Source organism: Aeromicrobium sp. (assembly GCF_050700635.1).
In the GTDB taxonomy this organism is placed as follows: Bacteria; Actinomycetota; Actinomycetes; order Propionibacteriales; family Nocardioidaceae; genus Aeromicrobium.
This window is the reverse complement of record NZ_JBOHDT010000107.1, coordinates 1-23,026: the sequence shown is the minus strand read 5'-3', so window position 1 is coordinate 23,026 and position 23,026 is coordinate 1. Positions and strand designations below refer to the sequence as shown.

The following is a 23,026-nucleotide window of genomic DNA, read 5'->3' as shown; positions in this document are numbered from 1 at the left end:
ACGACGTTCCGGCCAGGCCCGCCGCAGCGCCCGTTCCGTGATGTGGCACACATCCACGAGCGGTCCTACGGTCAAGAGGTCGGCACTCCTGCCGTCACCCGTTCCCGAAAGAGGTGAACCCAGTGGTCGAAAAGATCACTCCAGAGGCGCACGAGGAGTATCAGCGCATCCACGCCACGGATGACTTCAAGCAGCTGAAGCGCTCCTACCTGGGCTTCGTCGTCCCCATGACCGTCGCGTTCATGAGCTGGTACCTGCTCTACGTCTTCGCCTCCAACTGGGCCGGCGACTTCATGGGCATCAAGGTCTACGGCAACATCAACGTGGCGCTCATCTTCGGGCTGCTCCAGTTCGTCTCCACCTTCGGCATCGCCATCGCGTACGCGCGGTACTCCGCCCGCCGGGTGGACCCGATCGCCGACCGACTTCGTGACCAGTACGAGAGGGAGATCGAGCGATGAGCACCCAGAACCTCACCGGAGGCCTCTTCATCGCGGTCGTGCTGCTGACGGTGGCCATCACCTTCTGGGCCAGCCGCAACAACAAGACCGCTGCCGACTACTACGCCGGTGGCCGCAGCTTCTCCGGATCGCAGAACGGCCTGGCGGTCTCGGGCGACTACATGTCCGCCGCGTCGTTCCTCGGCATCTCGGGCCTGATCGCCCTGAACGGCTACGACGGATTCCTGTACTCCATCGGGTTCCTGGTGGCCTGGTTGGTGGCTCTGCTGCTGGTCGCGGAGCTGCTGCGCAACTCCGGACGGTTCACCATGGCCGACCAGCTGGCCTTCCGCATGCGGCAGGTTCCGGTTCGTACCGCCGCGGCGACGTCGACCGTCGTCGTGTCGATCTTCTACCTGCTCGCCCAGATGGTCGGCGCCGGCGCGCTCGTCGCCCTGCTCCTCGGCGTGAGCAGCGACGCCGCAAAGAACATCACGATCGCCGCCGTCGGCATCCTGATGATCTTCTACGTGGTCGTCGGTGGCATGAGGGGCACCACCTGGGTGCAGATCGTCAAGGCCGTCATGCTGATGGGCGGAACGATCCTCATCACCGTGCTGGTGCTCGCGCAGTTCAACTTCAACTTCTCCGACCTGCTCGGCACCGCCGCTGCGGAGAGCGGACAGGGCCAGAAGTTCCTCGAGCCCGGCCTGAAGTACGGATTGAACACGACGAGCAAGATCGACTTCGTCTCGCTGGGCCTCGCGCTCGTGCTGGGCACGGCCGGTCTGCCGCACATCCTGATCCGCTTCTACACCGTCCCGACCGCTCGTCAGGCCCGCACGTCGGTGCTCTGGGCCATCGGTCTGATCGGCTCGTTCTACCTGATGACGCTCGTCCTCGGCTTCGGTGCCGCGGCCCTGGTCAAGGGTGACGAGAAGCAGCAGATCGTCGACTCCACCGGCAACCTGGCCTCGCCCCTGCTGGCCGAAGCCGTCGGTGGTGGTCCGGGCTCGACCGGAGGCGCAATCCTCCTGGCGCTGATCTCGGCCGTCGCGTTCGCCACGATCCTCGCGGTCGTCGCCGGACTGACGCTGACCTCCGCCTCGTCGGTGGCGCACGACCTGTACGCCAACGTGTGGAAGAAGGGCAAGGTCACCGAGAAGCAGGAGGTGCGGGTCGCCCGCATCGCGGCGTTCGCGATCGGCGCTGTGGCGATCATCCTCGCCATCCCGGCGCAGAACCTGAACATCGCGTTCCTGGTGGCGCTCGCCTTCGCGGTCGCGGCCTCGGCCAACCTGCCGGCGCTGCTCTACAACCTGTTCTGGAAGCGGTTCAGTACCCGCGGAGCGGTGTGGAGCATCTACGGCGGCCTCATCACCTGCGTCACCCTGGTGATCTTCTCGCCAGTCGTGTCCGGTTCTGAGACGGCGCTGTTCACTGGCAGCGACTTCGCCTGGTTCCCGTTGAGCAACCCCGGCATCATCTCGATCCCGGCCGGGTTCTTCTTCGGCTGGCTGGGCACCGTGATGACACGGGACCGCGACTCCGAGGAGCGCTTCGTGGAGCTCGACGTCCGCTCGATGACGGGCGCGGGCTCGGAGAAGTAGGTCGAAACACCCCCAAGACACCGTCCCGGGCTGGCCACACGGCACGCTCGGGACGGTCTTGGTGGGGGCCACTGGACGCGACAGGGATGAACGAACCTGACGGGTGGGCAACAATGCAGGAAAGACTCGACGAGGAGACACCGTGAGCAGCGAAGCGATCAGCAATCTGTCCCGCGAGGACCGCCACTTCGACCCACCGGCCGACCTGGCCGAGAACGCGAACCTGAAGGCCGACGCTTACGACGACGCCGCCGCCGACCGGCTCGGCTTCTGGGCCAGGCAGGCGGAGCGCATCAGCTGGGCCAAGCCGTTCGACGAGGTCCTCGACTGGAGCAACGCTCCGTTCGCCAAGTGGTACGTCGGCGGACGCCTCAACGCGGCGTACAACTGCGTCGACCGGCACGTCGAGGAGGGCAACGGCGACCGGGTGGCCTTCCACTTCGTCGGCGAGCCCGAGGGCGACACCCGCGACATCACCTTCAGCGAGCTCAAGGACGAGGTCTCCAAGGCCGCAAACGCGATCGAAGAGCTCGGCATCGAGGCGGGCGACCGCGTCGCCATCTACATGCCGATGATCCCCGAGACGATCATCGCGATGCTGGCGTGTGCGCGCCTCGGTGCTCCGCACACGGTCGTGTTCGGAGGCTTCTCTGCCGATGCCCTGGCCAGCCGCGTCCTCGACTGCGGCGCCAAGCTGATCATCACCGCCGACGGCGGCTACCGCCGAGGCACCCCCTCCGCGCTCAAGCCGGCCGTCGACGAGGCCGTCGCCAAGGTCGAGGAGGAGGAATCAGGCCTCGTCGAGAACGTCCTCGTGGTCCGACGCACCGGGCAGGACGTGTCCATCAACCGCGACCGCGACATCTGGTGGCACGAGCTGGTCGACGAGTCGTCCACCGACCACAAGCCCGAGGACTTCGACAGCGAGCACCCGCTCTACGTCATGTACACGTCCGGCACCACCGGCAAGCCCAAGGGAATCCTGCACACCACCGGCGGCTACCTGGTGCAGTGCGCCTACACGTTCTGGGGCGTCTTCGACCAGAAGCCCGACGACGTCTTCTGGTGCACGGCCGACGTCGGCTGGGTCACCGGCCACTCGTACATCGTCTACGGGCCACTCGCCAACGGCGTCACCCAGGTGCTCTACGAAGGCACTCCCGACACACCCCACAAGGGTCGCTGGTGGGAAATCATCCAGGACAAGGGCGTCACGAAGTTCTACACGGCCCCCACGGCCATCCGCACCTTCATGAAGTGGGGCGAGCAGATCCCGGCGGAGTTCGACCTGTCGTCGCTGCGCATCCTGGGCTCGGTCGGTGAGTCGATCAACCCCGAGGCATACGTCTGGTACCGCGAGAACATCGGCGGCAGCGCGACGCCGATCGTCGACACCTGGTGGCAGACCGAGACCGGCGGGCACATGATCAGCCCGCTGCCGGGCGTCACCTCCGGCAAGCCCGGCTCGGCGATGACCCCCATCCCCGGCATCAGTGCCGATGTCGTCGACGACGAGGGCAAGCCGGTCGGCAACGGCGAGGGCGGCTATCTCGTGCTCACCGAGCCGTGGCCCGCGATGCTGCGCACCATCTGGGGCGACGACGAGCGGTACAAGGAGACCTACTGGTCGCGCTGGGACGGCGTCTACTTCGCCGGCGACGGTGCCAAGAAGGACGACGACGGTGACATCTGGCTCCTCGGCCGGGTCGACGACGTCATGAACGTCTCGGGCCACCGGCTCTCCACCACCGAGATCGAGTCCGCGCTCGTCTCGCACCCGAAGGTGGCCGAGGCCGCAGTCGTCGGAGCCACCGACGAGACCAAGGGACAGGCGCCTGTCGCGTTCGTCATCCTGCGCGAGTCGGCCCTGGTCGACGGCGAGGAGGCCGACGAAGCGGTGCTCAGCGAGCTCCGCGACCACGTCGGCAAGCAGATCGGCGCGATCGCGAAGCCGCGTCAGATCATGGTCGTGACCGAGCTGCCCAAGACACGCTCGGGCAAGATCATGCGTCGCCTGCTGCGCGACGTGGCCGAGAACCGCGAGGTGGGGGATGCGACAACCCTTGCCGATTCATCCGTGATGGATCAGATCTCCGAGGGCATGAAGACCGCCAAGGACGAGGACTGACCAGAGGCCGCACCGGGCGGTGCGGCGACCGACGAGAACGCAGCCGGTCGGGATGCGGGGCCGTGGTCGTGTCGCGTGGATGGGGAGACACGCCCTAGGCTCGCTCCATGAGCACCACCGACAAACCCCGGACCGATCAGCACGGCTCCGTCGACGACCCGACCATCGGACGACTGGTCGCCGAGGCCAGTCGTGACATCTCGGCGCTCGTGCACTCCGAGATCGCGCTGGCCAAGAGCGAGCTCAGGTTCAGCGCGAAGGCGGGCGGGATCGGTGCCGCGATGTTCGTCGTCGCCGGCTTCCTCGGCCTGCTCATCACGATCATGCTGTCGATCGCGTTCGCGTACTTCCTGGTGATGGCCGGGCTCGACCCCGCGTGGGCGTTCCTCATCGTCGCCGGTACCTACCTCCTGCTCGCGGGGCTGCTGATCCTCCTCGGCGTCGTCATGATCAAGAAGGTCAAGGCACCGACGAAGACCATCACCACCGCCAAGGAGATCCCGGCCGCCCTCAAGGGCGACACCACCCCGCACACAATGCAGCCTTAGCGCTGCGGCAGAGCGCGGCCGAGCAGTCCGAGCACCAGCACGACCGCGGCGACCACCGCGATGCCCAGCAGCCAGTCGTTGAGCGAGTCAGACGCCCGGTCGACGAGGAGGTCTCGCATCTGACGCGCGAACGGCGTCGGTGCGGGCGTGCGATCGAGCACTTCGGGCAGCGCCAGACGAGTGCCGAACACCAAGAGCCCAGCCGTGAGGAGCGCTCCGGCCGCCAGGGCGATGATCGCATTGATACGGCGTCTGGCGAACAACAGACAGAGCACCGACGCCAGGACGACGACGAGCAGACCGAGGCGCGAGCGCTCGGGCGTCTGCTGCACCTGGTCGAGGACCTCGCGGTCGGGGGCGCCGTAGATGGGCACCCGGAGCGTGTCGGGGAACGTGACCCGCACCGGCAGGTCCTTCGTCGCCTGCTTGCCCATGAACGAGGCGATGGGACCGATGTCGGCGGTCAGCCGGTCGGTCTTCGAGTCGGGCCCGAACGTCAGCTGGTGCGTGCGGCGCTGGGACTCTTCCCATGCCTCGACGAATCCCGGCTGCCTGGCGCTCTCCCTGACGACCGAGCGCAGAGCCCCCTCGAGGGGCAGCTTCACGACTGCCGGGAGCCCGCCGGTCCTCACCACGTCGTCGGCGATCTGACTGACGAGGGCGTTGCGCAGCTCGACGTCCCCGACGAACGAGCTGGTGAACTTGACGTAGCCGTCTTCCTCCGCGACATGCGTGGCCAGCCAGAACGTGGGGATGGTGATGATGGCCGCGACGACGGCGACCACCCAGCAGAGGAACGAGAGGGTGGACCGGATCATGCACACTCTCCTGTGTCGACGCGGGATGTAGCAGTCGAGCCGCGTTCGGCCGCAGTGGACACCTGCTCCGCGGTGAGAGCGTAGCCGGTGGAGTTGTCGGTGACCGATGCGGCGAAGATGACGCCGAACACGCGGCCCTGCCGCGAGATCAGCGGCCCTCCGGAGTTGCCCGACCGCACCAGCCCGCGCACCGAGAACGTCTTGCGCATGTGCTCACCGCGGTCGTAGATGTCGGGGCTGCGCAGCGTGAGCTCGCCACGGATGCGGGCAGCGCGCGCGTCGAACGGGCCGTTCTCGGGGTAGCCGAGGATGGCCGCGTCGTCGCCCGCCTTGCCGGTGCCCTCGAAGTTCAGCGGCTTGAGGCCGAGGTCGCCGGTGGAGAGCACGGCGACGTCGAGCCGCGGGTTGAACAGCACGACGTTCGCCCGGGTGCGTCGGCCGTTGACGTCGATGTACGGCTCGTCGACGCCGGCGACGACGTGCGCGTTGGTCATGACCCGGCCGGGCGCGAAGACGAAGCCGGACCCCTCGACCCCGCGTTCGCACGACGCGACGCCGATGACCTTGACCACGCTCTCCGACGCCTGCCGGACACCCGCTTGCTGCAGCGTCGCGTCGTCGGGCGGATCGACGGCGGTGATGCGCTCGTTCTCGAACGGGTCGATGTAGCGCGGGAACAGGTTGGCGTCGAGCGTCTTGTTGAAGGCGCGCAGCGTCTCGGCGGCGCGGGCCGGCATGACGTCGTCGACGTGCGCGAGGATCGTCGAGCTGCGCGAGGCCGTGGACAGGTACGGGATCGAGGTACCGCTCACCGAGTAGCCGAGCGCCCACGCGGCCGCGAGGACCGCGACCATGCTCAGGGCCGCCCCGGCGACGGCATCGACCCAGCGGAACGGTCGCCACGTGAGTCCGCTCCGCAGGTCCGTGCCCACATACGTGCCGATGGCCTGGCCGATGGCCGCGGAGCCGACCACCAGCGCGAGCGCGAGCAGCGACGTGGACAGCGTGGGCTGCCCCCCGGACAGCACGCGGGGCACGATGGCGATCGCGAGAAGACCGCCGGCGAGCAGGCCGATCGTCGCCACGAGGTTGACCACGAAGCCCTGCACGTAGCCGGAGATGGCGTACGCGAACAGGATGATGATCAGGACGATGTCGAGCGAGTTCACAACAGCTCCGGCAGGGGTCGGGTGACGGAGTCGTCCCAGGGCTTCTCCCAGCCGAGCTTCTCGAACAGGCGGCTGATGACGCCCGCGGTGAATCCCCAGAGCGGTACTTCCGAGCCGACCTCGAACGCCGGCCCGCGCCACCCGGTCGGGTGCTCGACGCTGAACCGGTTGTCCGGGTCGATCAGCAGATGGATGGGATGGTGCAGGATGCTGCCGACCTCGTCCACGTCGACCGGCTCGAGGGTGCGCGGAGCGCTCCAGTAGCCGAGCACCGACGTGACGGCGAAGTTGCTCGGCGGCAGCCAGAGCGTCGGCAGGGTACCGAAGACGAGGACGTCAGCCGGGTCGAGGCCGACCTCCTCCTCTGCCTCCCGCAGCGCGGTGGTGATCGCGTCCGCATCGCCGGGATCGGAGGCACCGCCGGGGAACGAGATCTGACCGGCGTGGTTGCGCAGCGTGGTGGCGCGCTGCGTGAGCAGCAGCTCGGGCCCGTCGGTGCCGTCGGCGAAGCAGATGAGGACGGCGGCCGGCCGGGCGTCTGGCGGCGGGTGCGGGAAACGTGGCGCCAGGTCTTCGGCCTCCACCGAAGCGGCGAGCTCCTCGACCGGCTTCAGCCAGTCGGGCAGCGACACACGCGACCCCTCGTGCTTCACGACGTGACCCCCAGATGCCGACTGATCGCCGCCGTCACGTCGGCGTACGACCGGAACGGCGTGCGTTCCGTGAACACCATTCTTCCCTGCGCATCCACGAACACCGTTTGGGGCAGCCCGGCGTAGTGCAACGGTGCGCGGGTGCGGCCCGGCCGATCGACGAGCTGCGGGTACGTGATCCCGGACTGCCCGGCCAGACGCAACGCCGCCTCGGGCGCGGCGTCGACGACGTCGATGCCGATGAACTGCACACGGTCGCCGTACTCGCGGTGCGCCCGGGCCAGCAGGGGAAGCTCGTCGCGGCACTCCTTGCACCAGCTCGCCCAGAGGTTGATCACCACCGGCTTGCCGGTGAGCCCGGCCAGGTTGACCGGTCGTCCGCCGCCGAGGCAGTCGAGCTCGAGGTCGGGCAGTGCGTCCTTGCCCGATGCCATCTTGGCGGATGTGGGGCAGTCTTCGATCTTCGCGGCCGCCTTGAGCTCGACGAGCTCTGCGGTGGAGGCACCGGCTGGCTCCGACCCACCACCGAAGGTGGGCTTCTCCTTCCCTTCAGAGCCGCAGCCCGCCGCGAGGACGGCGACGAGCACGGCCGCGATCACCGCGCGGACGGTCATGCCCGTCCCTGCGTGGTGACGAGGGCGGCGGCGACGTCGGGATCAGTGGGTCCGGTGCCGTAGGACGGGCACCAACGCGCCAGCGGGCAGGCGCCGCATGCGGGCTTGCGGGCGTGGCAGCACCGGCGTCCGTGCCAGATGAGGTGGTGGCTGAGCATCGTCCAGTCGCGCTTGGGAAACAGCGCGCCGACGGCGTGCTCGGTGCGGACGGCGTCCCCGACCACCGCGTCGTCGACCCACTCGAAGCGCCGCGCGAGGCGCGCGAAGTGGGTGTCGACGGTGATGCCCGGCACGTCGAAGGCGTTGCCGAGCACGACGTTGGCCGTCTTGCGTCCGACGCCGGGGAGAGAGACCAGATCGTCGAGCCGACCGGGGACCTCGCCGTCGAAGTTCTCGACGATCGCGGCGGACATCCGCAGCAGGCTGTTGGTCTTCTGCCTGAAGAACCCGGTGGTCTTGACGATCTCCTCGACCGCCGCACGATCGGCCGCCGCGAGCGCCGTCGCGTCGGGGTACGCGGCGAACAGCACCGGGGTGACGGCATTGACGCGACGGTCGGTCGTCTGGGCGGAGAGGACGGTGGCGACCAGGAGCTGGAACGGGTCCTCGAAGTCGAGCTCGCAGCCGGCGTCGGGGTAGGTGTCGGCGAGGACGCGATTCATCTTTCGCGCACGGCGCACGAGCGTGGTGGGGGGTTTGACGGGCGTTTCCCGACCGGCGTCGCTCGGCACGAAGTCAAGCGTACGGGGGCGGTCGTGCGGGTCGCCGGGCCGACCCGCGATGTGGAAAACTGCAGGCTGGTGCGCGAGACTGTGACCGACGCAACAACAGACAAGGATCCCCGTGACTCACGATGTGCTGCGCCAGGCCCCGCTTTTCTCCGGACTAGACGACGACTCAGCGGGCGCCTTGGAGGACTCCATGACGGCGGCCACACTCGGCCGGGGCGAGGTGCTGTTCAACGAGGGCGACGAAGGCAACCAGCTCTACGTCGTCACTGACGGCAAGATCAAGCTCGGGCGCACCTCAGCCGACGGCCGCGAGAACCTGCTGGCCATCCTCGGCCCCGGTCAGATGTTCGGCGAGCTCTCGTTCTTCGATCCCGGACCCCGCTCGGCCACGGCCACGGCGGTCACCGACGTCGAGCTCATGAGCCTCGGCCACGACGCGCTCAGCCCCGTGCTCGCCGATCACGCCGACGTCGCGCTGGCCCTGTTGCACCAGCTGGCCGGGCGGCTGCGTCGCACCAACGAGGTCGTCGGCGACCTGGTGTTCTCCGACGTCCCGGGCCGCGTCGCGAAAGCCCTGCTCGATCTCGCCGGACGCTTCGGCCGCCAGGCCGACGACGGCATCCACGTCAACCACGACCTCACCCAGGAGGAGCTCGCCCAGCTGGTCGGCGCCTCCCGCGAGACCGTCAACAAGGCCCTCGCCGACTTCGCCTCCCGCGGCTGGATGCGCCTCGAGCCCCGCAGCGTCGTCATCCTCGACTTCGAACGCCTCCAGCGCCGCGCCCGCTAGCCCACCGGGCCGGCCCTAACTCCGAGATTCGAAGACTTCTGCAGGAACGATCGCTCGAGAACCTGCACCACCCTTCAATTCTGGAAGTCAGGGGCGGAGGTAGTCGAGCTGGGCTCTCACGCTCAGTTCTGCTGCTGGCCAGAGGGACTCGTCGACGTCGGTGTAGACCCGTTCGACGACCTCGCGGGCAGTGGTGGCGCCGGCCTCCACGGCTGCGCGGACCTGGTCGAGGCGTTCCTGGCGGTGTTCGAGGTAGTAGTCGAGCACCGCGCCGGGCTGGTCGATGACCGGGCCGTGGCCAGGAAGGATGCGCTCGACGAGGCCCTCCTCCACCAGCTCGCGGAGCAGGGCGAGGGAGTCGAGGTAGGGGCCAAGCACGCCGTCGGGGTGGGCGATGATCGTCGTGCCCTGGCCGAGCACCGTGTCACCACTGAGCAGCGTGGGCTCGTCGAGGAGACGGAAGCAGGTGGAGTCGGAGGTGTGGCCTGGGGTGGCCAGGACGTCGAGCCGCAACCCGTCGACCTCGATGGTCTCGCCGTCGACCAGTGGGTCGGCGCCGAGGCAGAACTCCGGGTCGGTGGCCCGCGCGGGCGCGCCCGTACGTGCCGCGAATCCCTGCAGGGCATCGGTGTGATCGAAGTGCCGATGCGTGAAGAGGATCAAGGCGACGTCGCCGGCGGCCTTGCGCACGAGGTCGAGGTGCTCGACGTCGTCCGGGCCGGGGTCGACGACGACCGAGCGAGTGCCGCCCGGCTCGCGCAGGATCCACGTGTTCGTTCCACCGAGCGTCATGATGCCCGGGTTGTCGGCCCGCACGGTCGACGCGCGTTCGGTGACCGTGGCAACGTCGTCGCTCACACATCCTCCAAGGGATTCTCGAGGAACAGCTCGCCATCGACCTCGACGAGGCGCGGCTCGATGGGAATGATCTTCCGTTCGGCGGACGCCGTGAGGATGTCCGCCGCCGCGAGCTTCGAGACCTCCCGGCAGGTGATCGCTGTCGGGGGCAGCATCGACGCCTCCCCGGCCTCGACCGCTTCGAGGACACGCTCCACCGGCGCCCAGTGGGCGCGGTCGGCCTCGCTGGGCACCTCGCCCACGACCTGGCCGTCAGGAAGCGCGGCCACGAAGAACCGGGTGTCGTAGCGCCGCGGCTCGAACGTCGGCGTGATCCAATGCGACCACGCGCCGAGGAGGTCGGCCCGCAGGACCAGCCCGTGCTCGGCCAGGAAGTCGGCGAACCCGTACTCACCCTCCTCGAGCGAGAGCCGTGCGGTCTGCATGTCCGGCCCACTCGTGTCGGCGACGACCGAGTCGGCGTCCGGGCCTGCGAGCAGGATGCCCGACTCCTCGAACGTCTCGCGCACGGCGGCGACGACGAGTGTGCGAGCGATGTCGGCGTCACAACCGAACCGCTGACCCCACTCCTGCGGCGACGGTCCGACCCACGCCTCGACCAGGCGGTCGGAGTCATGCACCTTGCCGCCCGGGAACACGTACATGCCCGGCGCGAACGCCATGGTGCTCTGTCGGCGCAGGAGGTACGCCTCGATGCCGGAGTCGCCGTCTCGCAGCAGCGCGATCGTGGCGGCGTCCTTGGCAACGGCCGGCTCACCCTTCTGCTTCGCCACGTGATCACGCAGCGAGCTGGGAACCGGCACGCGCATCAGGACACCTCGACCACGAGCTCGACCTCCACCGGCGCGTCGAGCGGAAGAACCGCGACGCCGACGGCGCTGCGTGCATGCACGCCGGCGTCGCCGAACACCTCACCGAGCAGCTCGCTCGCGCCGTTGGCGACGCCCGGCTGCCCGGTGAAGTCGGGCGCACTGGCGACGAACACGACCGCCTTGACGATGCGGCGGATGCTCGCGAGGTCGCCCACGACCGACTTGACCGCCGCGATCGCGTTGAGCGCGCACTGCTGCGCGCACTCGGTGGCCTCCTCGACCGAGACGGCGTCGCCGACCTTTCCGGTGGCGATGAGCTCACCGTCACGCAGCGGCAGCTGCCCGGCCGTGAAGACGTGTGAGCCGCTTCGCACTGCCGGGACGTAGGCCGCGACCGGCGGCACCACCGATGGGACGCTGAGCCCGAGCTCGGCCAAGCGTTCCTCGGGTGAGGACGTCACGACTGCACCGGCCGCTTGAAGTAGGCGACCAGGTTCTCCGGGTTCATGCCCGGCACGATCTGCACGAGCTCCCAGCCGTCGGACCCGAAGTTGTCGAGGATCTGCTTCGTCGTGTGCACCAGCACCGGTGCGGTCAAGTACTCCCATTGCGTCATGGAGCGACTGTATCGCCGGTGGCAGTAGGGCTCTCGCTACCCTTCACCCGTGGCCAACGCGACTCCCCTCCACGTCGTCACCGGCAAGGGCGGCACGGGCAAGACGACCGTGGCCGCCGCGCTGGCGACGGCGCTGGCCGACGCCGGACAACGCGTCCTGCTGTGCGAGGTCGAGGGCCGGCAAGGAATCGCCCAGCTCTTCGACGTCCCGCCACTCCCGTACGAGGAGCGCAAGGTCGGGGTCGGACTCGGCGGCGGCGAGGTCTACGCGCTCGCCATCGACCCGGAGGCCGCGCTGCTGGAGTACCTGCAGATGTACTACCGGCTCGGCCGCGCCGGGAAGGCACTCGACCGGTTCGGCATCATCGACTTCGCCACCACGATCGCACCGGGTGTCCGCGACGTCCTGCTCACCGGCAAGGTCTACGAAGCTGCCCGCCGGCGCAACGGCGACCGATTCACCTACGACGCCGTCGTCATGGACGCCCCGCCCACCGGCCGCATCGCGCGATTCCTGAACGTCAACGAGGAAGTGGCCGGACTCGCCCGTGTCGGCCCGGTGCGTCGCCAGGCGAGCTCGATCATGGCGATGATGCGGAGCAGGTCCACGCACGTCCACCTCGTGACCGTGCTCGAGGAGATGCCCGTCCAGGAGACGCTCGACGGGATCGACGGGCTGCGCGACACGACACTCCCGGTGGGCCATGTCATCGTCAACCTCGTCCAGCCGTCGCTGCTCAGCGACGACACCCGCGACGCTTTCCGGTCCGGCGCGCTCGGCACGAAGCAGGTCGCCTCCGCGCTCAAGTCCGTCGCCCTGGAAGCCGACGCGGCTCGAGCGCTCATCGACCAGGGATCCGCGCACGTCGAGCGGCAGGCGCTCCAGGACGCGCAGCGCGAGATGCTCAGCCAGACCGACCGTCCCGTCATCGAGCTGCCGACCCTCCCGGACGCCATCGACCAAGGCGCTCTCTTCGAGCTCGCCGGGTTCCTGCGTGACGACCTTCTGCAACGGGGCGAGGTGGCATGACGGGTCGCCCCACGACGATGCCGAGGAAGAAGCATCGAACCTCTCGCTCAACCGGACCGGCCGCACCCGGCCCTCAGCACGACGCCGTCGACGTCGACGCCTTGCTGGCCGATCCCGGCACCGAGATCATCGTTTGCTGCGGTTCCGGTGGTGTCGGCAAGACCACCACGTCGGCTGCCCTCGCACTCCGGGCGGCCGAGCAGGGACGCCAGGTCTGCGTCCTGACGATCGACCCGGCCCGACGGCTCGCCCAGTCCATGGGGCTCACCGAGCTCGACAACGTCCCCCGCCTGGTCGACGGCGTCGACGAGACGGGGGGCGGACGGCTCGACGCGATGATGCTCGACATGAAGCGCACGTTCGACGAGGTCGTCGAGGCACACTCCACACCGGAGAAGGCGGAGCAGATCCTGGCGAACCCGTTCTACGTCGCGCTCTCCAGCTCGTTCGCGGGCACGCAGGAGTACATGGCGATGGAGAAGCTCGGCCAGCTGCACGCCGAGGCGGTGGCCGATGATGCGGATCGGCCACGCTGGGACCTCATCGTCGTCGACACGCCACCGTCGCGCTCGGCTCTCGACTTCCTGGACGCGCCGGAGCGCCTGTCGTCCCTGCTCGACGGCCGCTTCATGCGGCTCATGGTCGCGCCGGCGCGCGGCCCCGCCCGGCTTATGACGGCCGGCTTCGGAATCGTCACCAAGGCACTCAACAAAGTGCTGGGCGCGCAGTTCCTCACCGACGTGCAGGCGTTCGTCGCCGCTCTGGACACACTCTTCGGGGGCTTCCGGCAGCGCGCCGAAGCGACCTACTCGCTGCTGCAGGCGGACGGGACGGCGTTCCTCGTCGTGGCAGCGCCCGAGGTCGACGCGATGCGCGAGGCGGCCTACTTCGTCGAGCGGCTCTCGACCGAGAAGATGCCGCTCGCCGGGCTGGTGGTCAACCGCGTCCATCTCGACGGCATCGAGAGCATCACCGCGGCAGATGCCGAGTCAGCAGGACGAAAGCTCGCCACGGGCGGCGGTGCCAAGCGAGCGACGTCAGAGCTGCTGGCCGTGCACGCCGATCGAGCCCGGCTGTCGAAGCGGGAGACACGCGTGGCCCAGCGGTTCTCCGCGGCGCACCCACGCGTGCCGAAGGTTTCGGTGCCGGCGCTCCCCGGCGACGTGCACGACCTCGACGGGCTCCGCCGCATCGGCGAGCTGCTGGCAGACGGGTAGGGCGACGCGCCCTAGCCTCAGGAAGCGGCGGGCTGAAGGATTCTGCGCCAGGTCGTCACGTTCGGACGACGACGCAGGAGAGCACGGCGCTCGCGCTCGGTCATGCCGCCCCAGACGCCCCACTCGATGCGGTTGTCGAGCGCCTCGGCGAGGCATTCGGCACGGACGGAGCAACCGCCGCAGACCTGCTTGGCGCGATTCTGCTCAGCACCTTTGACGAAGAGAGCATCAGACTTGCCCTTGCACGCGGCGGCCGCGGCCCAGTTTTCGTTCCACCCCATGACGATCACCCTTCCCGAGATCGGCCACCCATTGACCGAGCAGTGACGTGGAGACAAACGTACGAATTTGACGGGGTGCACATAAGACACGACCGAGTGGTTCTCATGTAGTCCTTTTGGGCTACCCCTGACCTGCGTCGATGGCGGCGTTTACCGCGGAGGCAGGCGGAAAGCTCTCAAGGCGTCCCGTAGTCTTGGCCCATGTCCTGGGACGATCTGACCGACTCGGTGCGCCGTCGCGTCCAGTCGGGTCCTCCCCCTGAGCACGACGGTTCGATCCTCTGGGCGATGGCACGTCTCTCCGCCCTCGCCGGCGTCATCCTCGCCGCCGTGTTCGTGCCGGCCGCGGCGTTCACGGCGGTCACGGTCAACAACGTCAGCGACGCCGTGGTCGACCTGCCGCTCGGGCTCGAGGACGCCCCGGCCGCCCAGACCACCCGTCTCCTCGCGTCCGACGGCAGCCTGCTGGCGTACTTCTACGAGGAGAACCGGCAGGACATCCCGCTCAAGAAGATCAGCGGCAACATGCAGGACGCCCTGCTCTCGATCGAGGACACCCGGTTCTACACGCATGGCGCCCTCGACCTCGAAGGAACCCTGCGAGCCCTGGTCAACAACGCCTCCGACGGCCAGACCCAGGGCGGCTCGTCCATCACCCAGCAGCTCGTCAAGCTGACACTCATCCAGCAGGCCACCACCAAGGAGCAGGTGCAGGCCGCCACGAAGGAGTCGATCGCCCGCAAGATCCGTGAGCTCAAGCTCGCCATCGAGTACGAGCAGGACCACACCAAGGAAGAGATCCTCGAGCGCTACTTCAACATCGCCTACTTCGGCGACGGCGCCTACGGCATCCAGTCGGCGGCCAACCACTTCTTCTCGAAGAGCCCGGACGAGCTCAACGTGCTGCAGTCGGCCACGCTCGCCGGCCTCGTCAAGAACCCGGTCGAGTTCGATCCACGGGTCTACCCCGAGCGGGCGCTGCAACGACGCAATCTGGTGCTAGGCGCGATGGTCGCCAACGGCAAGCTGTCCCAGAGCAAGTCCGACGAGCTCATGGCCGAGCCACTCGGACTCGACATCACCTCCTTCCCGAACGGATGTGTGACGTCGAAGGCCGAGTTCTCGTGCGACTACGTTCGCCGCTACCTGCTCACCGAACCCGCCCTCGGCGCCAACGTGCAGGAGCGGCGTGCCCGCCTCGAGCGCGGCGGCCTGACGATCAAGTCCAGCATCGACACGCGCATGCAGAAGGCGATCAACAAGGCGGTCCAGAGCACGGTCGGCCCCAAGGACAGGGCGATCGGCGCCCTCGCACTCGTCGAGCCCGGCACCGGAAAGGTCCGTGGCGTCTCGCAGTCGCGCCCGATGGGTCGCGACAAGAAGGCCGGTGAGTCGTACATCAACTACACGGTGCCCACCAGGTTCGGCGACTCCGGCGGCTTCCAGGCCGGGTCCACGTTCAAGATGTTCACGACCGCCGCGGCACTCAAGAAAGGCATCCCGCCCAGTCGCACCTACTACGCGCCCAAGTTCCTCACGATGCCGCAGGGCACGTACTTCGACTGCGAAGGCCAAAGCACCTTTCCGTGGAAGGTCTCCAACTCCACCACCTCCGGCCGCAAGAACATGTACACCGGCCTGCGCGAGTCGGTGAACACCTACTTCGCCCAGCTCGAGAAGGAAGCCGGCCTCTGCAACACCGTGAAGGCGGCCGAGGCGATGGGCATCACGGTGCCCTACGACATCGAGAGCGGCGTCTCAGACCAGGTCGGTCCGTTCACGCTCGGCGTCACGTCGGTGAGTCCGCTCACGATGGCCGCCGCCTATGCCACTCCGGCCAGCGGGGGCATGTACTGCGATCCGCAGCCGGTCGACGCCATCGTCGACATGGAGGGCAAGGTCATCAAGGAGTACACGAAGGAGTGCCGTCGGGTGATGGACAAGGACGACGCCGCGCAGCTCAACGACATCCTCACGGGACTGCAGAAGCCGGGCGGCTTCGGATTCTCCAACGGCACCGGACTCCAGATCCCGTCGGCAGCCAAGACCGGAACGACGCAGAGCAACAGGGCCGTCTGGTACATGGGCTACACGCCCGAGCTCGTGGCCGCGTCGATGATCGCGGGAGCGAACGGCAAGGGCGTGCCCATCTCGCTCTCCGGAGCCACGCTCCGTGGTACGCCGATCAGCTTCCAGCAGGTCGGCGGCTCCTCGCTCGCCGGCCCGATGTGGAAGAAGGCCATGGGCGCGATCCAGCAGTACCTGAGCCCGGAGCCGTTCGACCCGCCGCCGCTTCGCCAGCCCCGGGTCTTCACACCGAGCCAGGACGAGCCAGAAAAGAAGAAAAAGAAGAAGAACGACGAGGACGACTGAGGAGCCGGGTCAGGCTCCGAGCTGACGCTTGACCTCGGCGGCCACCATCTTGCCCTCGGCGCGACCCTTCACCTGCGGCTGCACGACACCCATCACCGCACCCATCGCCTTCATGCCGGCGCCGGCCGACCCGGTCGACTCGACCGCTGCAGTGACGATTTCGCGGATCTCGTCCTCATCGAGCTGGGCCGGCAGGTACTCGGCCAGGATCGCGGACTCGTCGCGCTCCTTGGCGGCGAGCTCAGGCCGGTTGCCGGCGTCGAACGCGTCGGCGGCCTCACGCCGCTTCTTGGCCTCCGACGTCAGCACGCCGATGACGTCGTCGTCGGACAGCTCGCGCGCCTGCTTGCCGCCCACCTCCGCGGTCGAGATGGCGGTCAGGACCATCCGCAGGGTGCCGGTGCGCAACGAGTCGCGCGCCTTCATCGCGGTGGTGAGATCGGCACGGAGTCGGTCCTTGAGCTCAGACATGGCGTCATCCTCTCACCGGGTGCCCGACCAGGACGCGTCTCCTAGGCTGAGGCAATGCGACCCACCCACTGGCCCCTCGGCGTCTTCGGAGCCATGGCGGCGGGTCTGGCGTACGCGTCGCTGTACGAGGTCCGGGCGTTCACGCTGCGCGAGGTCACCGTTCCGGTGCTGCCGGCCGGCTCGTCTCCGCTTCGCGTCCTGCACCTTTCCGACGCCCACATGACGCCCGGGCAGCATCGCAAGCAGCAGTGGTTGCGAGGGCTCGCCGAGCTCGAGCCCGACATGGTGGTCAACACCGGCGACAACCTCGGCCACGTCGACGCGCTTCCGTCGGTGCTCGACGCGTACGGAGACCTGCTCGACCTGCCGGGAGTCTTCGTCCTCGGCTCGAACGACTACTACTCGCCCATCCGCAAGAACCCGGTCCGGTACCTGACCGGTGGCACCGGCATGTCGTCCGGACGCAACGACTGGTGGCTCACCCGCAAGCGGGATCTCCCGTTCGGGCCGATGCGGCGGGCGTTCGCGGCACGAGGATGGACCGATCTCAGCAACACCCACGCCACGCTCGAGGTCGCCGGCCGCCGACTCGCCTTCGTCGGTGTCGACGACCCGCACCTCGGGTTCGACGAGCTCGACGAGGAGCCGGCCGACGCGTCCGCGGATCTTGCGATCGGCGTGGCGCACGCTCCGTATCTGCGCGTGCTCGACCGTTGGAACACGCTCGGCTATCCGCTCATCATGGCCGGGCACACGCACGGCGGGCAGGTGTGCTTGCCCTTCTACGGAGCGCTCGTCACCAACTGCGACCTCGACCGCAAGCGGGCCAAGGGTCTGCACACGCATACCGCACCCGCGCCCGGAGGTCGCCATGACTCAAGCCACGATCCGTCGTGGTTGCACGTGTCGGCCGGGCTCGGCACGTCGCCCTTCACACCGGTGCGTTTCGCCTGCCGCCCCGAGGCCACCCTGCTCACGCTGACTGGGATAGACTCGCCCGGGTTGCCCACGTAGGGCACCGGGGTGTGGCGCAGCTTGGTAGCGCGCGTCGTTCGGGACGACGAGGCCGCAGGTTCAAATCCTGTCACCCCGACTCATGTGTCCAGCGTTCTGACGCCGCCCGGCGCTCGGCCAGCGCTGTGCGAAAATGACCACATGGTCGAGCAGCGGCGCCACCCCAAGAGGGTCGTCAAGAAGGTGGTGAAGAAGACCGTCGTCGTCCGCCCTGCTCAGACGGGTTCCACGAAGGTGCGGCCAACCGCACGTGCGACGGCCAGCACTCCGCGCGCGAAGCTCAAGAGCAAGGCGGCGTCACCGGCGCCCCGCCGGCGACCCTCGATCCGCATCCCGTCACCACCACGGCGCCCAGGAGCAGGACTCGCCGGGCGGGCACGCCTGGCCGGCAGCCGGGTGGGCGAGAGGGCACGCAACGCCAGGTACGGAGCCAGCCGATCCGTTCGCCGAAGCCTGGGTCTTGCCCGCGGCCTCAGGCTGCCTCACCTCTCGCCGCTGCTCGGCGCCGCCGTCACCGGCCTCCTCGCCGGCCTGCTCGCCGTGGCGCTCGGGTGGCTGTCGTACGAGCTGTTCTCCGCTGCCGGCAGCGCCACGGCCGCCAGCGGCTGGAAGGCACTGGTCCTCGTCGTGGTGGCGTTCCTGACGTACGCGGCCGGCGAGCTCCTGCTCGAGGGGTTTGGTGTCATGCACGCCCGCGTCATCAGTGCGATGTCGATCCTCCTCGTCCTCGTGCTCGTGCTGATGTTCTCGCCGCTCCTTGAGCTCGCGGCCGGTCCCGGCGCGTGGCTCCTCCTGCCCGCCCTCGGCACGCTGACTTTCATGGTGTCGTGCCGCGTGATGCACCTCGCCGCTGACCAGCCCCATCCGCGTTGATGGGCGAGGTCCTCTGGCGACCGACCGGCGAACGCACCCGGCTCGACGAATTCGCCGACGCGGTGGTGGCGGACGGCGGTCCCGCCTTCGACTCCTACGAGGAGCTCTGGCGATGGTCGACCACCGATCTCGAAGCCTTCTGGTCAGCGGTGTGGCGCCACTTCGACCTACCCGCTGACGGTGACGCCACGGTCGCGGTCGCAGACGACTCGATGCCCGGGGCGGTCTGGTTCCCCGACGTCCGGCTCAACTACGCCGAGGCGATGCTGCAGATGCCCGGCCGCGCCGACGACGACGTCGTCGTGATCGCCCGCTCGCAGTCGCGAGATGAGATCCGGATCACCGCGGCCGAGCTGCGCGACCAGGTGGCACGCGCCCGCGCCGGACTCGTGCGCTTCGGCGTCGGACCCGGCGACCGCGTGGCCGCGTACGCACCGAACATCCCGGAGACGCTCGTCTTGATGCTGGCCGCGGCGAGCCTCGGCGCCGTGTTCAGCTCGTGTGCCCCGGAGTTCGGCGTGCAGAGCGTCATCGACCGTTGGCAGCAGATCGAGCCGAAGCTGCTCCTCGCCGTCGACGGGTACACGTACGGCACCAAGGCCGTCGACCGCCGGGGCGAGGTCGAGGCGATCCGGGCCCGGCTGCCGAGTGTCCACACCGTCGTCTGGCTGCCGTACCTCGACGACCACGCCCCAGACCCGGCAAGCACAGTCGTCGACGGCGCGAAGACCTGGGCCGATCTGGTGGCTGTGCATGATTCTGGGCCGGCGCCGCTGGAGTTCGAGCGGTTGCCGTTCGCCACGCCGCTCTACGTGTTGTTCTCGTCCGGCACCACCGGCCTGCCCAAGCCGATCATGCACGGGCACGGCGGCATCACGATCGAGCACCTCAAGGTGCTCGCGCTGCAGAGCGATCTCGGCCCAACTGACCGGTTCTTCTGGTTCTCCACCACCGGCTGGATGATGTGGAACTACCTGGCATCGGGCATCGGCGTCGGCGCCACCATCGCCTTGTTCGACGGCAACCCCGCGCACCCGGACCTGTCGATGCTCTGGCACCTGGCCGACGAACTAGAGCTCACCTACTTCGGCACGTCCGCCCCGTTCCTGCTGCAATGCCGCAAGGAGGAGCTGGTGCCGCGCGACCTCGCCGACCTGTCGTACCTGCGCGCGCTCGGCTCCACCGGCGCTCCGCTGCCGGCCGAAGGGTTCCGGTGGGTGTACGAGGCGGTGAGCGACACCCTTCAGCTCGCGTCCGTCTCGGGCGGCACCGACGTCTGCTCGGCGTTCGTCGGCGCGGCGCCCACGGTGCCGGTCTACGCCGGCGAGATCTCCTGCCGCAGCCTCGGCTGTGCGGTCGACGCGTTCGACGAGACCGGTCGTCCGGTGGTCGACGAGCTCGGAGAGCTCGTCATCACCCAGCCGATGCCCTCCATGCCGGTCGGCTTCTGGGGTGACGACGACGGGTCGCGCTACCGCGAGGCGTACTTCGAGGACTTCCCGGGCGTCTGGCGGCACGGCGACTGGATCACGATCACCGAGCGCGGCACGTGCGTCGTCACCGGACGCAGCGACGCGACCCTGAACCGCGGCGGCGTCCGGCTCGGCACCTCGGAGTTCTACTCCGTCGTCGAGTCGCTGCCCGGCGTGGCCGACAGCCTGGTCGTGCACCTCGAGGACGACGAGGGTGGCGCGGGAACGCTGATCCTGTTCGTCGTGCTGGCCGAGGGGCAGGAGCTCGACGACGACCTGCGTGCGTCCATCGCCCGGGAGCTCCGCACCCGCCTGTCGCCGCGCCACATCCCCGACGAGGTGCACGCCGTCCCGGCGCTGCCGCGCACGCTCTCGGGCAAGAAGCTCGAGGTTCCGGTCAAGAAGATCCTGCGCGGTGCTGCCGTCGACGACGTCGCGGCCAAGGGCGCGCTGACCGACCCGGACTCGCTCGACGTCTTCGTCGGCCTGCGTTCATAGCTGACCAGCGCGGAGACGACACCTGAGCGCCAGCGTCAGGCGAGGAGCAGCTCGGCGATCTGGATGGTGTTGAGCGCGGCGCCCTTGCGGAGGTTGTCGCCGCTCACGAACATGACGAGTCCGGTGCCGTCATCGAGCGACTGGTCCTGGCGGATGCGTCCGACGAGGCTCGGGTCGGCGCCCGCCGCCTGCAGCGGCGTCGGCACGTCGACGAGCCGGACACCCGGTGCCGTGCCGAGGATCTCGGTCGCGCGCTCGGGGGTGATCGGCTGGTCGAACTGGGCATGGATCGACAGCGAGTGGCCGGTGAACACGGGCACACGCACGCAGGTGCCCGCGACCCTGAGATCGGGGATGCCGAGGATCTTGCGGCTCTCGTTGCGGAGCTTCTGCTCCTCGTCGGTCTCGTTCCACCCGTCGTCCACAATCGTGCCGGCCAGCGGCAGCACGTTGAACGCAATCGGGGCGGAGTACTTGACCGGCGTGGGGAAGTCGACCGCGGACCCGTCGTGGGTGAAGGCGTCGGCCTTGTCGACGACCGCCAGCGCCTGCGTGTGCAGCTCCTCGACGCCGGCGACACCCGATCCCGATACGGCTTGGTACGACGCGACGACCAGCCGCACCAGTCCGGCTTCGTCGTGCAGCGGCTTGAGGACCGGCATCGCCGCCATGGTGGTGCAGTTGGGGTTGGCGATGATCCCGTGCTTCAGGCCGCGGATGTCCTGGGGGTTGACCTCGCTCACGACCAGCGGGATCTCGGGGTCCTTGCGGAACGCCGAGGAGTTGTCGATGACAATGGCGCCGGCCGCGGCGAAACGAGGCGCCTGCGCACGGGACGTGGTGGCGCCCGCCGAGAACAACGCGATGTCGAGCCCGGACGGATCGGCCGTGGCAGTGTCCTCGACGACGATCTCGCCACCCTTCCAAGGCAGGGTCTTGCCCGCTGAACGCTCGGACGCGAAGAAGCGCACCTCGTCTGCGGGAAAGTCGCGCTCGGCGAGGAGCTGCCGCATGACAGTGCCGACCTGACCGGTGGCACCGACGATGCCGATGCTCGTCATCGGCCGGTGCCTCCATAGACGACGGCTTCGACCTCGTCCGAGCCCAGCTCGAACGCGTCGTGGGCGGCGTTGACGGCCGCGTCGACCTGGTTCTCACTGACGACGACCGAGATGCGGATCTCCGAGGTGGAGATCATCTCGATGTTCACGCCCGCGTCGGCCAGCGCTTGGAAGAACGTGGCGGTGATGCCCGGTGACGAGCGCATGCCGGCTCCGATGATGGAGACCTTGCCGACGCCGTCGTCGTACTGCAGACGCTCGAAGCCGATCTCGTCCTTGAGCCGGGCCAGCGCGGTCATGGCGGTCTGCCCGTCGGCGCGCGGCAGGGTGAACGAGATGTCGGTGAGCGCCGTGGCCGCAGCCGAGACGTTCTGCACGATCATGTCGATGTTGATCTGCGCGTCGGCGAGCGCGCGGAAGATGGCCGCCGCCTCACCGACCTTGTCGGGCACGCCGACGACCGTGACCTTGGCCTCGCTGCGGTCGTGGGCGACTCCGCTGATGATGGCTTGTTCCATGTCGGGGTCCTTCCGAACGTCTTCGCTCGAGACGACCCACGTGCCGGGCCGGTTGCTGAACGACGAGCGCACGTGGATCGGGATGTCGTTGCGGCGCGCGTACTCGACGCACCGCAGGTGGAGGATCTTGGCGCCGTTGGCCGTCATCTCCAGCGCCTCTTCGTAGGAGATGCGGGGAATCTGCCTGGCGTTGGGCACGATGCGGGGGTCGGCGGTGAAGATGCCGTCGACGTCGGAGTAGATCTCACAGACGTCCGCGCCCAGGGCAGCCGCAAGGGCGGCGGCGGTGGTGTCGGAGCCGCCCCGGCCGAGCGTGGTGATGTCCTTGGTGGTCTGCGAGACGCCCTGGAAGCCCGCGACGATCGCGATCGCCCCCTCGGCGAGAGCAGCTTGCAGGCGTCCGGGCGTGACGTCGATGATCTTGGCCCGGC

General features: G+C 68.7%; 24 protein-coding genes and 1 tRNA gene. 12 read left to right on the top strand and 13 right to left on the bottom strand.

What is annotated here, in order from left to right; all coding sequences use genetic code 11:
• Window positions 1-122 precede the first annotated feature (122 nt).
• The 4 genes from ACRDPN_RS08585 (at window position 123) to ACRDPN_RS08570 (ending at window position 4,726) form a co-directional block, all read left to right on the top strand.
• A complete protein-coding gene (locus tag ACRDPN_RS08585; RefSeq protein ID WP_431447014.1) occupies window positions 123-461 on the top strand; it encodes a DUF485 domain-containing protein in 339 nt (112 codons plus the stop codon).
• A complete protein-coding gene (locus tag ACRDPN_RS08580; RefSeq protein WP_431447013.1) occupies window positions 458-2,050 on the top strand; it encodes a solute symporter family protein in 1,593 nt (530 codons plus the stop codon). The genes ACRDPN_RS08585 and ACRDPN_RS08580 overlap by 4 nt, the downstream gene beginning before the upstream one ends.
• Window positions 2,051-2,192: 142 nt before the next feature.
• Window positions 2,193-4,178: an acetate--CoA ligase gene (gene acs, locus ACRDPN_RS08575; RefSeq protein ID WP_431447012.1), complete on the top strand. Its 1,986-nt coding sequence runs from the start codon at window positions 2,193-2,195 to the stop codon at window positions 4,176-4,178.
• A 107-nt stretch (window positions 4,179-4,285) separates the two neighbouring features.
• On the top strand, window positions 4,286-4,726 hold the full coding sequence (locus ACRDPN_RS08570; protein WP_431447010.1) for a phage holin family protein: 441 nt from the start codon (window positions 4,286-4,288) through the stop codon (window positions 4,724-4,726).
• Here ACRDPN_RS08570 and ACRDPN_RS08565 read toward each other — a convergent pair.
• From ACRDPN_RS08565 to nth, 5 genes are read right to left on the bottom strand one after another with little or no spacing between them, the layout of a single operon-like run.
• A complete protein-coding gene (locus ACRDPN_RS08565; protein ID WP_431447009.1) occupies window positions 4,723-5,544 on the bottom strand; it encodes a hypothetical protein in 822 nt (273 codons plus the stop codon). The two genes, ACRDPN_RS08570 and ACRDPN_RS08565, sit on opposite strands and share 4 nt — an antisense overlap.
• Window positions 5,541-6,713 (bottom strand): MarP family serine protease, encoded by a 1,173-nt coding sequence (locus ACRDPN_RS08560; protein WP_431447008.1) that lies wholly within the window; start codon window positions 6,711-6,713, stop codon window positions 5,541-5,543. The genes ACRDPN_RS08565 and ACRDPN_RS08560 overlap by 4 nt, the downstream gene beginning before the upstream one ends.
• A complete protein-coding gene (locus tag ACRDPN_RS08555) occupies window positions 6,710-7,345 on the bottom strand; it encodes an NUDIX hydrolase (RefSeq protein WP_431447007.1) in 636 nt (211 codons plus the stop codon). Before ACRDPN_RS08555 ends, ACRDPN_RS08560 begins: the two co-directional genes overlap by 4 nt.
• Before the next feature lie 17 nt (window positions 7,346-7,362).
• Window positions 7,363-7,980: a TlpA family protein disulfide reductase gene (locus ACRDPN_RS08550; RefSeq protein WP_431447006.1), complete on the bottom strand. Its 618-nt coding sequence runs from the start codon at window positions 7,978-7,980 to the stop codon at window positions 7,363-7,365.
• Complete coding sequence (gene nth / locus ACRDPN_RS08545) at window positions 7,977-8,642, bottom strand: endonuclease III (protein WP_431447051.1); 666 nt, start codon at window positions 8,640-8,642, stop codon at window positions 7,977-7,979. The genes ACRDPN_RS08550 and nth overlap by 4 nt, the downstream gene beginning before the upstream one ends.
• Before the next feature lie 181 nt (window positions 8,643-8,823).
• Here nth and ACRDPN_RS08540 point away from each other — a divergent pair, with 181 nt between their 5' ends.
• Complete coding sequence (locus ACRDPN_RS08540) at window positions 8,824-9,501, top strand: Crp/Fnr family transcriptional regulator (RefSeq protein ID WP_431447005.1); 678 nt, start codon at window positions 8,824-8,826, stop codon at window positions 9,499-9,501.
• Window positions 9,502-9,588: 87 nt separating this feature from the next.
• Here the strand turns inward: ACRDPN_RS08540 and ACRDPN_RS08535 are convergent, their stop codons facing one another.
• Genes ACRDPN_RS08535 through ACRDPN_RS08520 form a run of 4 tightly spaced genes read right to left on the bottom strand, consistent with a single transcriptional unit; the run spans window position 9,589 to window position 11,787 of the window.
• On the bottom strand, window positions 9,589-10,359 hold the full coding sequence (locus ACRDPN_RS08535) for an MBL fold metallo-hydrolase (protein ID WP_431447004.1): 771 nt from the start codon (window positions 10,357-10,359) through the stop codon (window positions 9,589-9,591).
• Entirely contained in the window at window positions 10,356-11,168 is an 813-nt protein-coding gene (locus ACRDPN_RS08530; RefSeq protein WP_431447002.1) for an NUDIX hydrolase, read from the bottom strand. Before ACRDPN_RS08530 ends, ACRDPN_RS08535 begins: the two co-directional genes overlap by 4 nt.
• Window positions 11,168-11,632, bottom strand: coding sequence for a RidA family protein (locus ACRDPN_RS08525; protein WP_431447000.1), 465 nt, complete (start codon window positions 11,630-11,632; stop codon window positions 11,168-11,170). Before ACRDPN_RS08525 ends, ACRDPN_RS08530 begins: the two co-directional genes overlap by 1 nt.
• The gene (locus ACRDPN_RS08520; RefSeq protein ID WP_431446999.1) at window positions 11,629-11,787 is read right to left on the bottom strand and encodes a DUF4177 domain-containing protein; all 159 of its coding nucleotides are present in this window, start codon (window positions 11,785-11,787) and stop codon (window positions 11,629-11,631) included. The genes ACRDPN_RS08525 and ACRDPN_RS08520 overlap by 4 nt, the downstream gene beginning before the upstream one ends.
• A 49-nt stretch (window positions 11,788-11,836) precedes the next feature.
• Between ACRDPN_RS08520 and ACRDPN_RS08515 the strand changes: the two genes are divergently transcribed.
• Both ACRDPN_RS08515 and ACRDPN_RS08510 read left to right on the top strand, forming a co-directional pair.
• A complete protein-coding gene (locus ACRDPN_RS08515) occupies window positions 11,837-12,817 on the top strand; it encodes an ArsA-related P-loop ATPase (RefSeq protein ID WP_431446998.1) in 981 nt (326 codons plus the stop codon).
• Window positions 12,814-14,034 carry an ArsA family ATPase gene (locus ACRDPN_RS08510; protein WP_431446997.1) on the top strand — a complete coding sequence of 407 codons (1,221 nt, stop codon included), beginning with the start codon at window positions 12,814-12,816 and terminating at the stop codon, window positions 14,032-14,034. The genes ACRDPN_RS08515 and ACRDPN_RS08510 overlap by 4 nt, the downstream gene beginning before the upstream one ends.
• Window positions 14,035-14,051: 17 nt before the next feature.
• On the opposite strand, the gene ACRDPN_RS08505 is transcribed toward ACRDPN_RS08510, so the two are convergent.
• Window positions 14,052-14,315, bottom strand: coding sequence for a WhiB family transcriptional regulator (locus ACRDPN_RS08505; protein WP_431446996.1), 264 nt, complete (start codon window positions 14,313-14,315; stop codon window positions 14,052-14,054).
• A gap of 201 nt (window positions 14,316-14,516) precedes the next feature.
• On the opposite strand from ACRDPN_RS08505, the gene ACRDPN_RS08500 reads away from it, so the two are divergent.
• Window positions 14,517-16,688, top strand: a complete 2,172-nt coding sequence (locus ACRDPN_RS08500; RefSeq protein WP_431446995.1) for a transglycosylase domain-containing protein — start codon at window positions 14,517-14,519, stop codon at window positions 16,686-16,688.
• A 9-nt stretch (window positions 16,689-16,697) separates the two neighbouring features.
• Here the strand turns inward: ACRDPN_RS08500 and ACRDPN_RS08495 are convergent, their stop codons facing one another.
• Complete coding sequence (locus tag ACRDPN_RS08495; RefSeq protein ID WP_431446993.1) at window positions 16,698-17,159, bottom strand: GatB/YqeY domain-containing protein; 462 nt, start codon at window positions 17,157-17,159, stop codon at window positions 16,698-16,700.
• A gap of 54 nt (window positions 17,160-17,213) precedes the next feature.
• Between ACRDPN_RS08495 and ACRDPN_RS08490 the strand changes: the two genes are divergently transcribed.
• The 4 genes from ACRDPN_RS08490 (at window position 17,214) to ACRDPN_RS08475 (ending at window position 21,016) form a co-directional block, all read left to right on the top strand.
• Window positions 17,214-18,173, top strand: coding sequence for a metallophosphoesterase (locus ACRDPN_RS08490; protein ID WP_431446992.1), 960 nt, complete (start codon window positions 17,214-17,216; stop codon window positions 18,171-18,173).
• A gap of 5 nt (window positions 18,174-18,178) precedes the next feature.
• A tRNA-Pro gene (locus ACRDPN_RS08485) sits at window positions 18,179-18,252 on the top strand.
• Window positions 18,253-18,314: 62 nt separating this feature from the next.
• Window positions 18,315-19,046 carry a hypothetical protein gene (locus ACRDPN_RS08480; protein WP_431446990.1) on the top strand — a complete coding sequence of 244 codons (732 nt, stop codon included), beginning with the start codon at window positions 18,315-18,317 and terminating at the stop codon, window positions 19,044-19,046.
• Window positions 19,046-21,016 carry an acetoacetate--CoA ligase gene (locus tag ACRDPN_RS08475; protein ID WP_431446988.1) on the top strand — a complete coding sequence of 657 codons (1,971 nt, stop codon included), beginning with the start codon at window positions 19,046-19,048 and terminating at the stop codon, window positions 21,014-21,016. Before ACRDPN_RS08480 ends, ACRDPN_RS08475 begins: the two co-directional genes overlap by 1 nt.
• Before the next feature lie 35 nt (window positions 21,017-21,051).
• Here the strand turns inward: ACRDPN_RS08475 and ACRDPN_RS08470 are convergent, their stop codons facing one another.
• Window positions 21,052-22,077, bottom strand: a complete 1,026-nt coding sequence (locus tag ACRDPN_RS08470) for an aspartate-semialdehyde dehydrogenase (RefSeq protein WP_431446986.1) — start codon at window positions 22,075-22,077, stop codon at window positions 21,052-21,054.
• Window positions 22,074-23,026 (bottom strand): aspartate kinase (locus ACRDPN_RS08465; protein WP_431446985.1); only part of this gene is annotated, 953 nt, incomplete at its 5' end. The genes ACRDPN_RS08470 and ACRDPN_RS08465, both read right to left, overlap by 4 nt.

What these genes read in the sequence shown, in the direction of transcription:
- ACRDPN_RS08550 (WP_431447006.1), bottom strand. Translation starts at nt 7,980, where the DNA reads ATGACCGTCCGCGCGGTGATCGCGGCCGTGCTCGTCGCCGTCCTCGCG.
- ACRDPN_RS08490 (WP_431446992.1), top strand. Translation starts at nt 17,214, where the DNA reads ATGCGACCCACCCACTGGCCCCTCGGCGTCTTCGGAGCCATGGCGGCG.
- ACRDPN_RS08580 (WP_431447013.1), top strand. Translation starts at nt 458, where the DNA reads ATGAGCACCCAGAACCTCACCGGAGGCCTCTTCATCGCGGTCGTGCTG.
- ACRDPN_RS08475 (WP_431446988.1), top strand. Translation starts at nt 19,046, where the DNA reads ATGGGCGAGGTCCTCTGGCGACCGACCGGCGAACGCACCCGGCTCGAC.
- nth (WP_431447051.1), bottom strand. Translation starts at nt 8,642, where the DNA reads ATGAATCGCGTCCTCGCCGACACCTACCCCGACGCCGGCTGCGAGCTC.
- ACRDPN_RS08480 (WP_431446990.1), top strand. Translation starts at nt 18,315, where the DNA reads ATGGTCGAGCAGCGGCGCCACCCCAAGAGGGTCGTCAAGAAGGTGGTG.
- ACRDPN_RS08570 (WP_431447010.1), top strand. Translation starts at nt 4,286, where the DNA reads ATGAGCACCACCGACAAACCCCGGACCGATCAGCACGGCTCCGTCGAC.
- ACRDPN_RS08530 (WP_431447002.1), bottom strand. Translation starts at nt 11,168, where the DNA reads ATGCGCGTGCCGGTTCCCAGCTCGCTGCGTGATCACGTGGCGAAGCAG.
- ACRDPN_RS08505 (WP_431446996.1), bottom strand. Translation starts at nt 14,315, where the DNA reads ATGGGGTGGAACGAAAACTGGGCCGCGGCCGCCGCGTGCAAGGGCAAG.
- ACRDPN_RS08510 (WP_431446997.1), top strand. Translation starts at nt 12,814, where the DNA reads ATGACGGGTCGCCCCACGACGATGCCGAGGAAGAAGCATCGAACCTCT.
- ACRDPN_RS08500 (WP_431446995.1), top strand. Translation starts at nt 14,517, where the DNA reads ATGTCCTGGGACGATCTGACCGACTCGGTGCGCCGTCGCGTCCAGTCG.
- ACRDPN_RS08495 (WP_431446993.1), bottom strand. Translation starts at nt 17,159, where the DNA reads ATGTCTGAGCTCAAGGACCGACTCCGTGCCGATCTCACCACCGCGATG.
- ACRDPN_RS08565 (WP_431447009.1), bottom strand. Translation starts at nt 5,544, where the DNA reads ATGATCCGGTCCACCCTCTCGTTCCTCTGCTGGGTGGTCGCCGTCGTC.
- ACRDPN_RS08470 (WP_431446986.1), bottom strand. Translation starts at nt 22,077, where the DNA reads ATGACGAGCATCGGCATCGTCGGTGCCACCGGTCAGGTCGGCACTGTC.
- ACRDPN_RS08520 (WP_431446999.1), bottom strand. Translation starts at nt 11,787, where the DNA reads ATGACGCAATGGGAGTACTTGACCGCACCGGTGCTGGTGCACACGACG.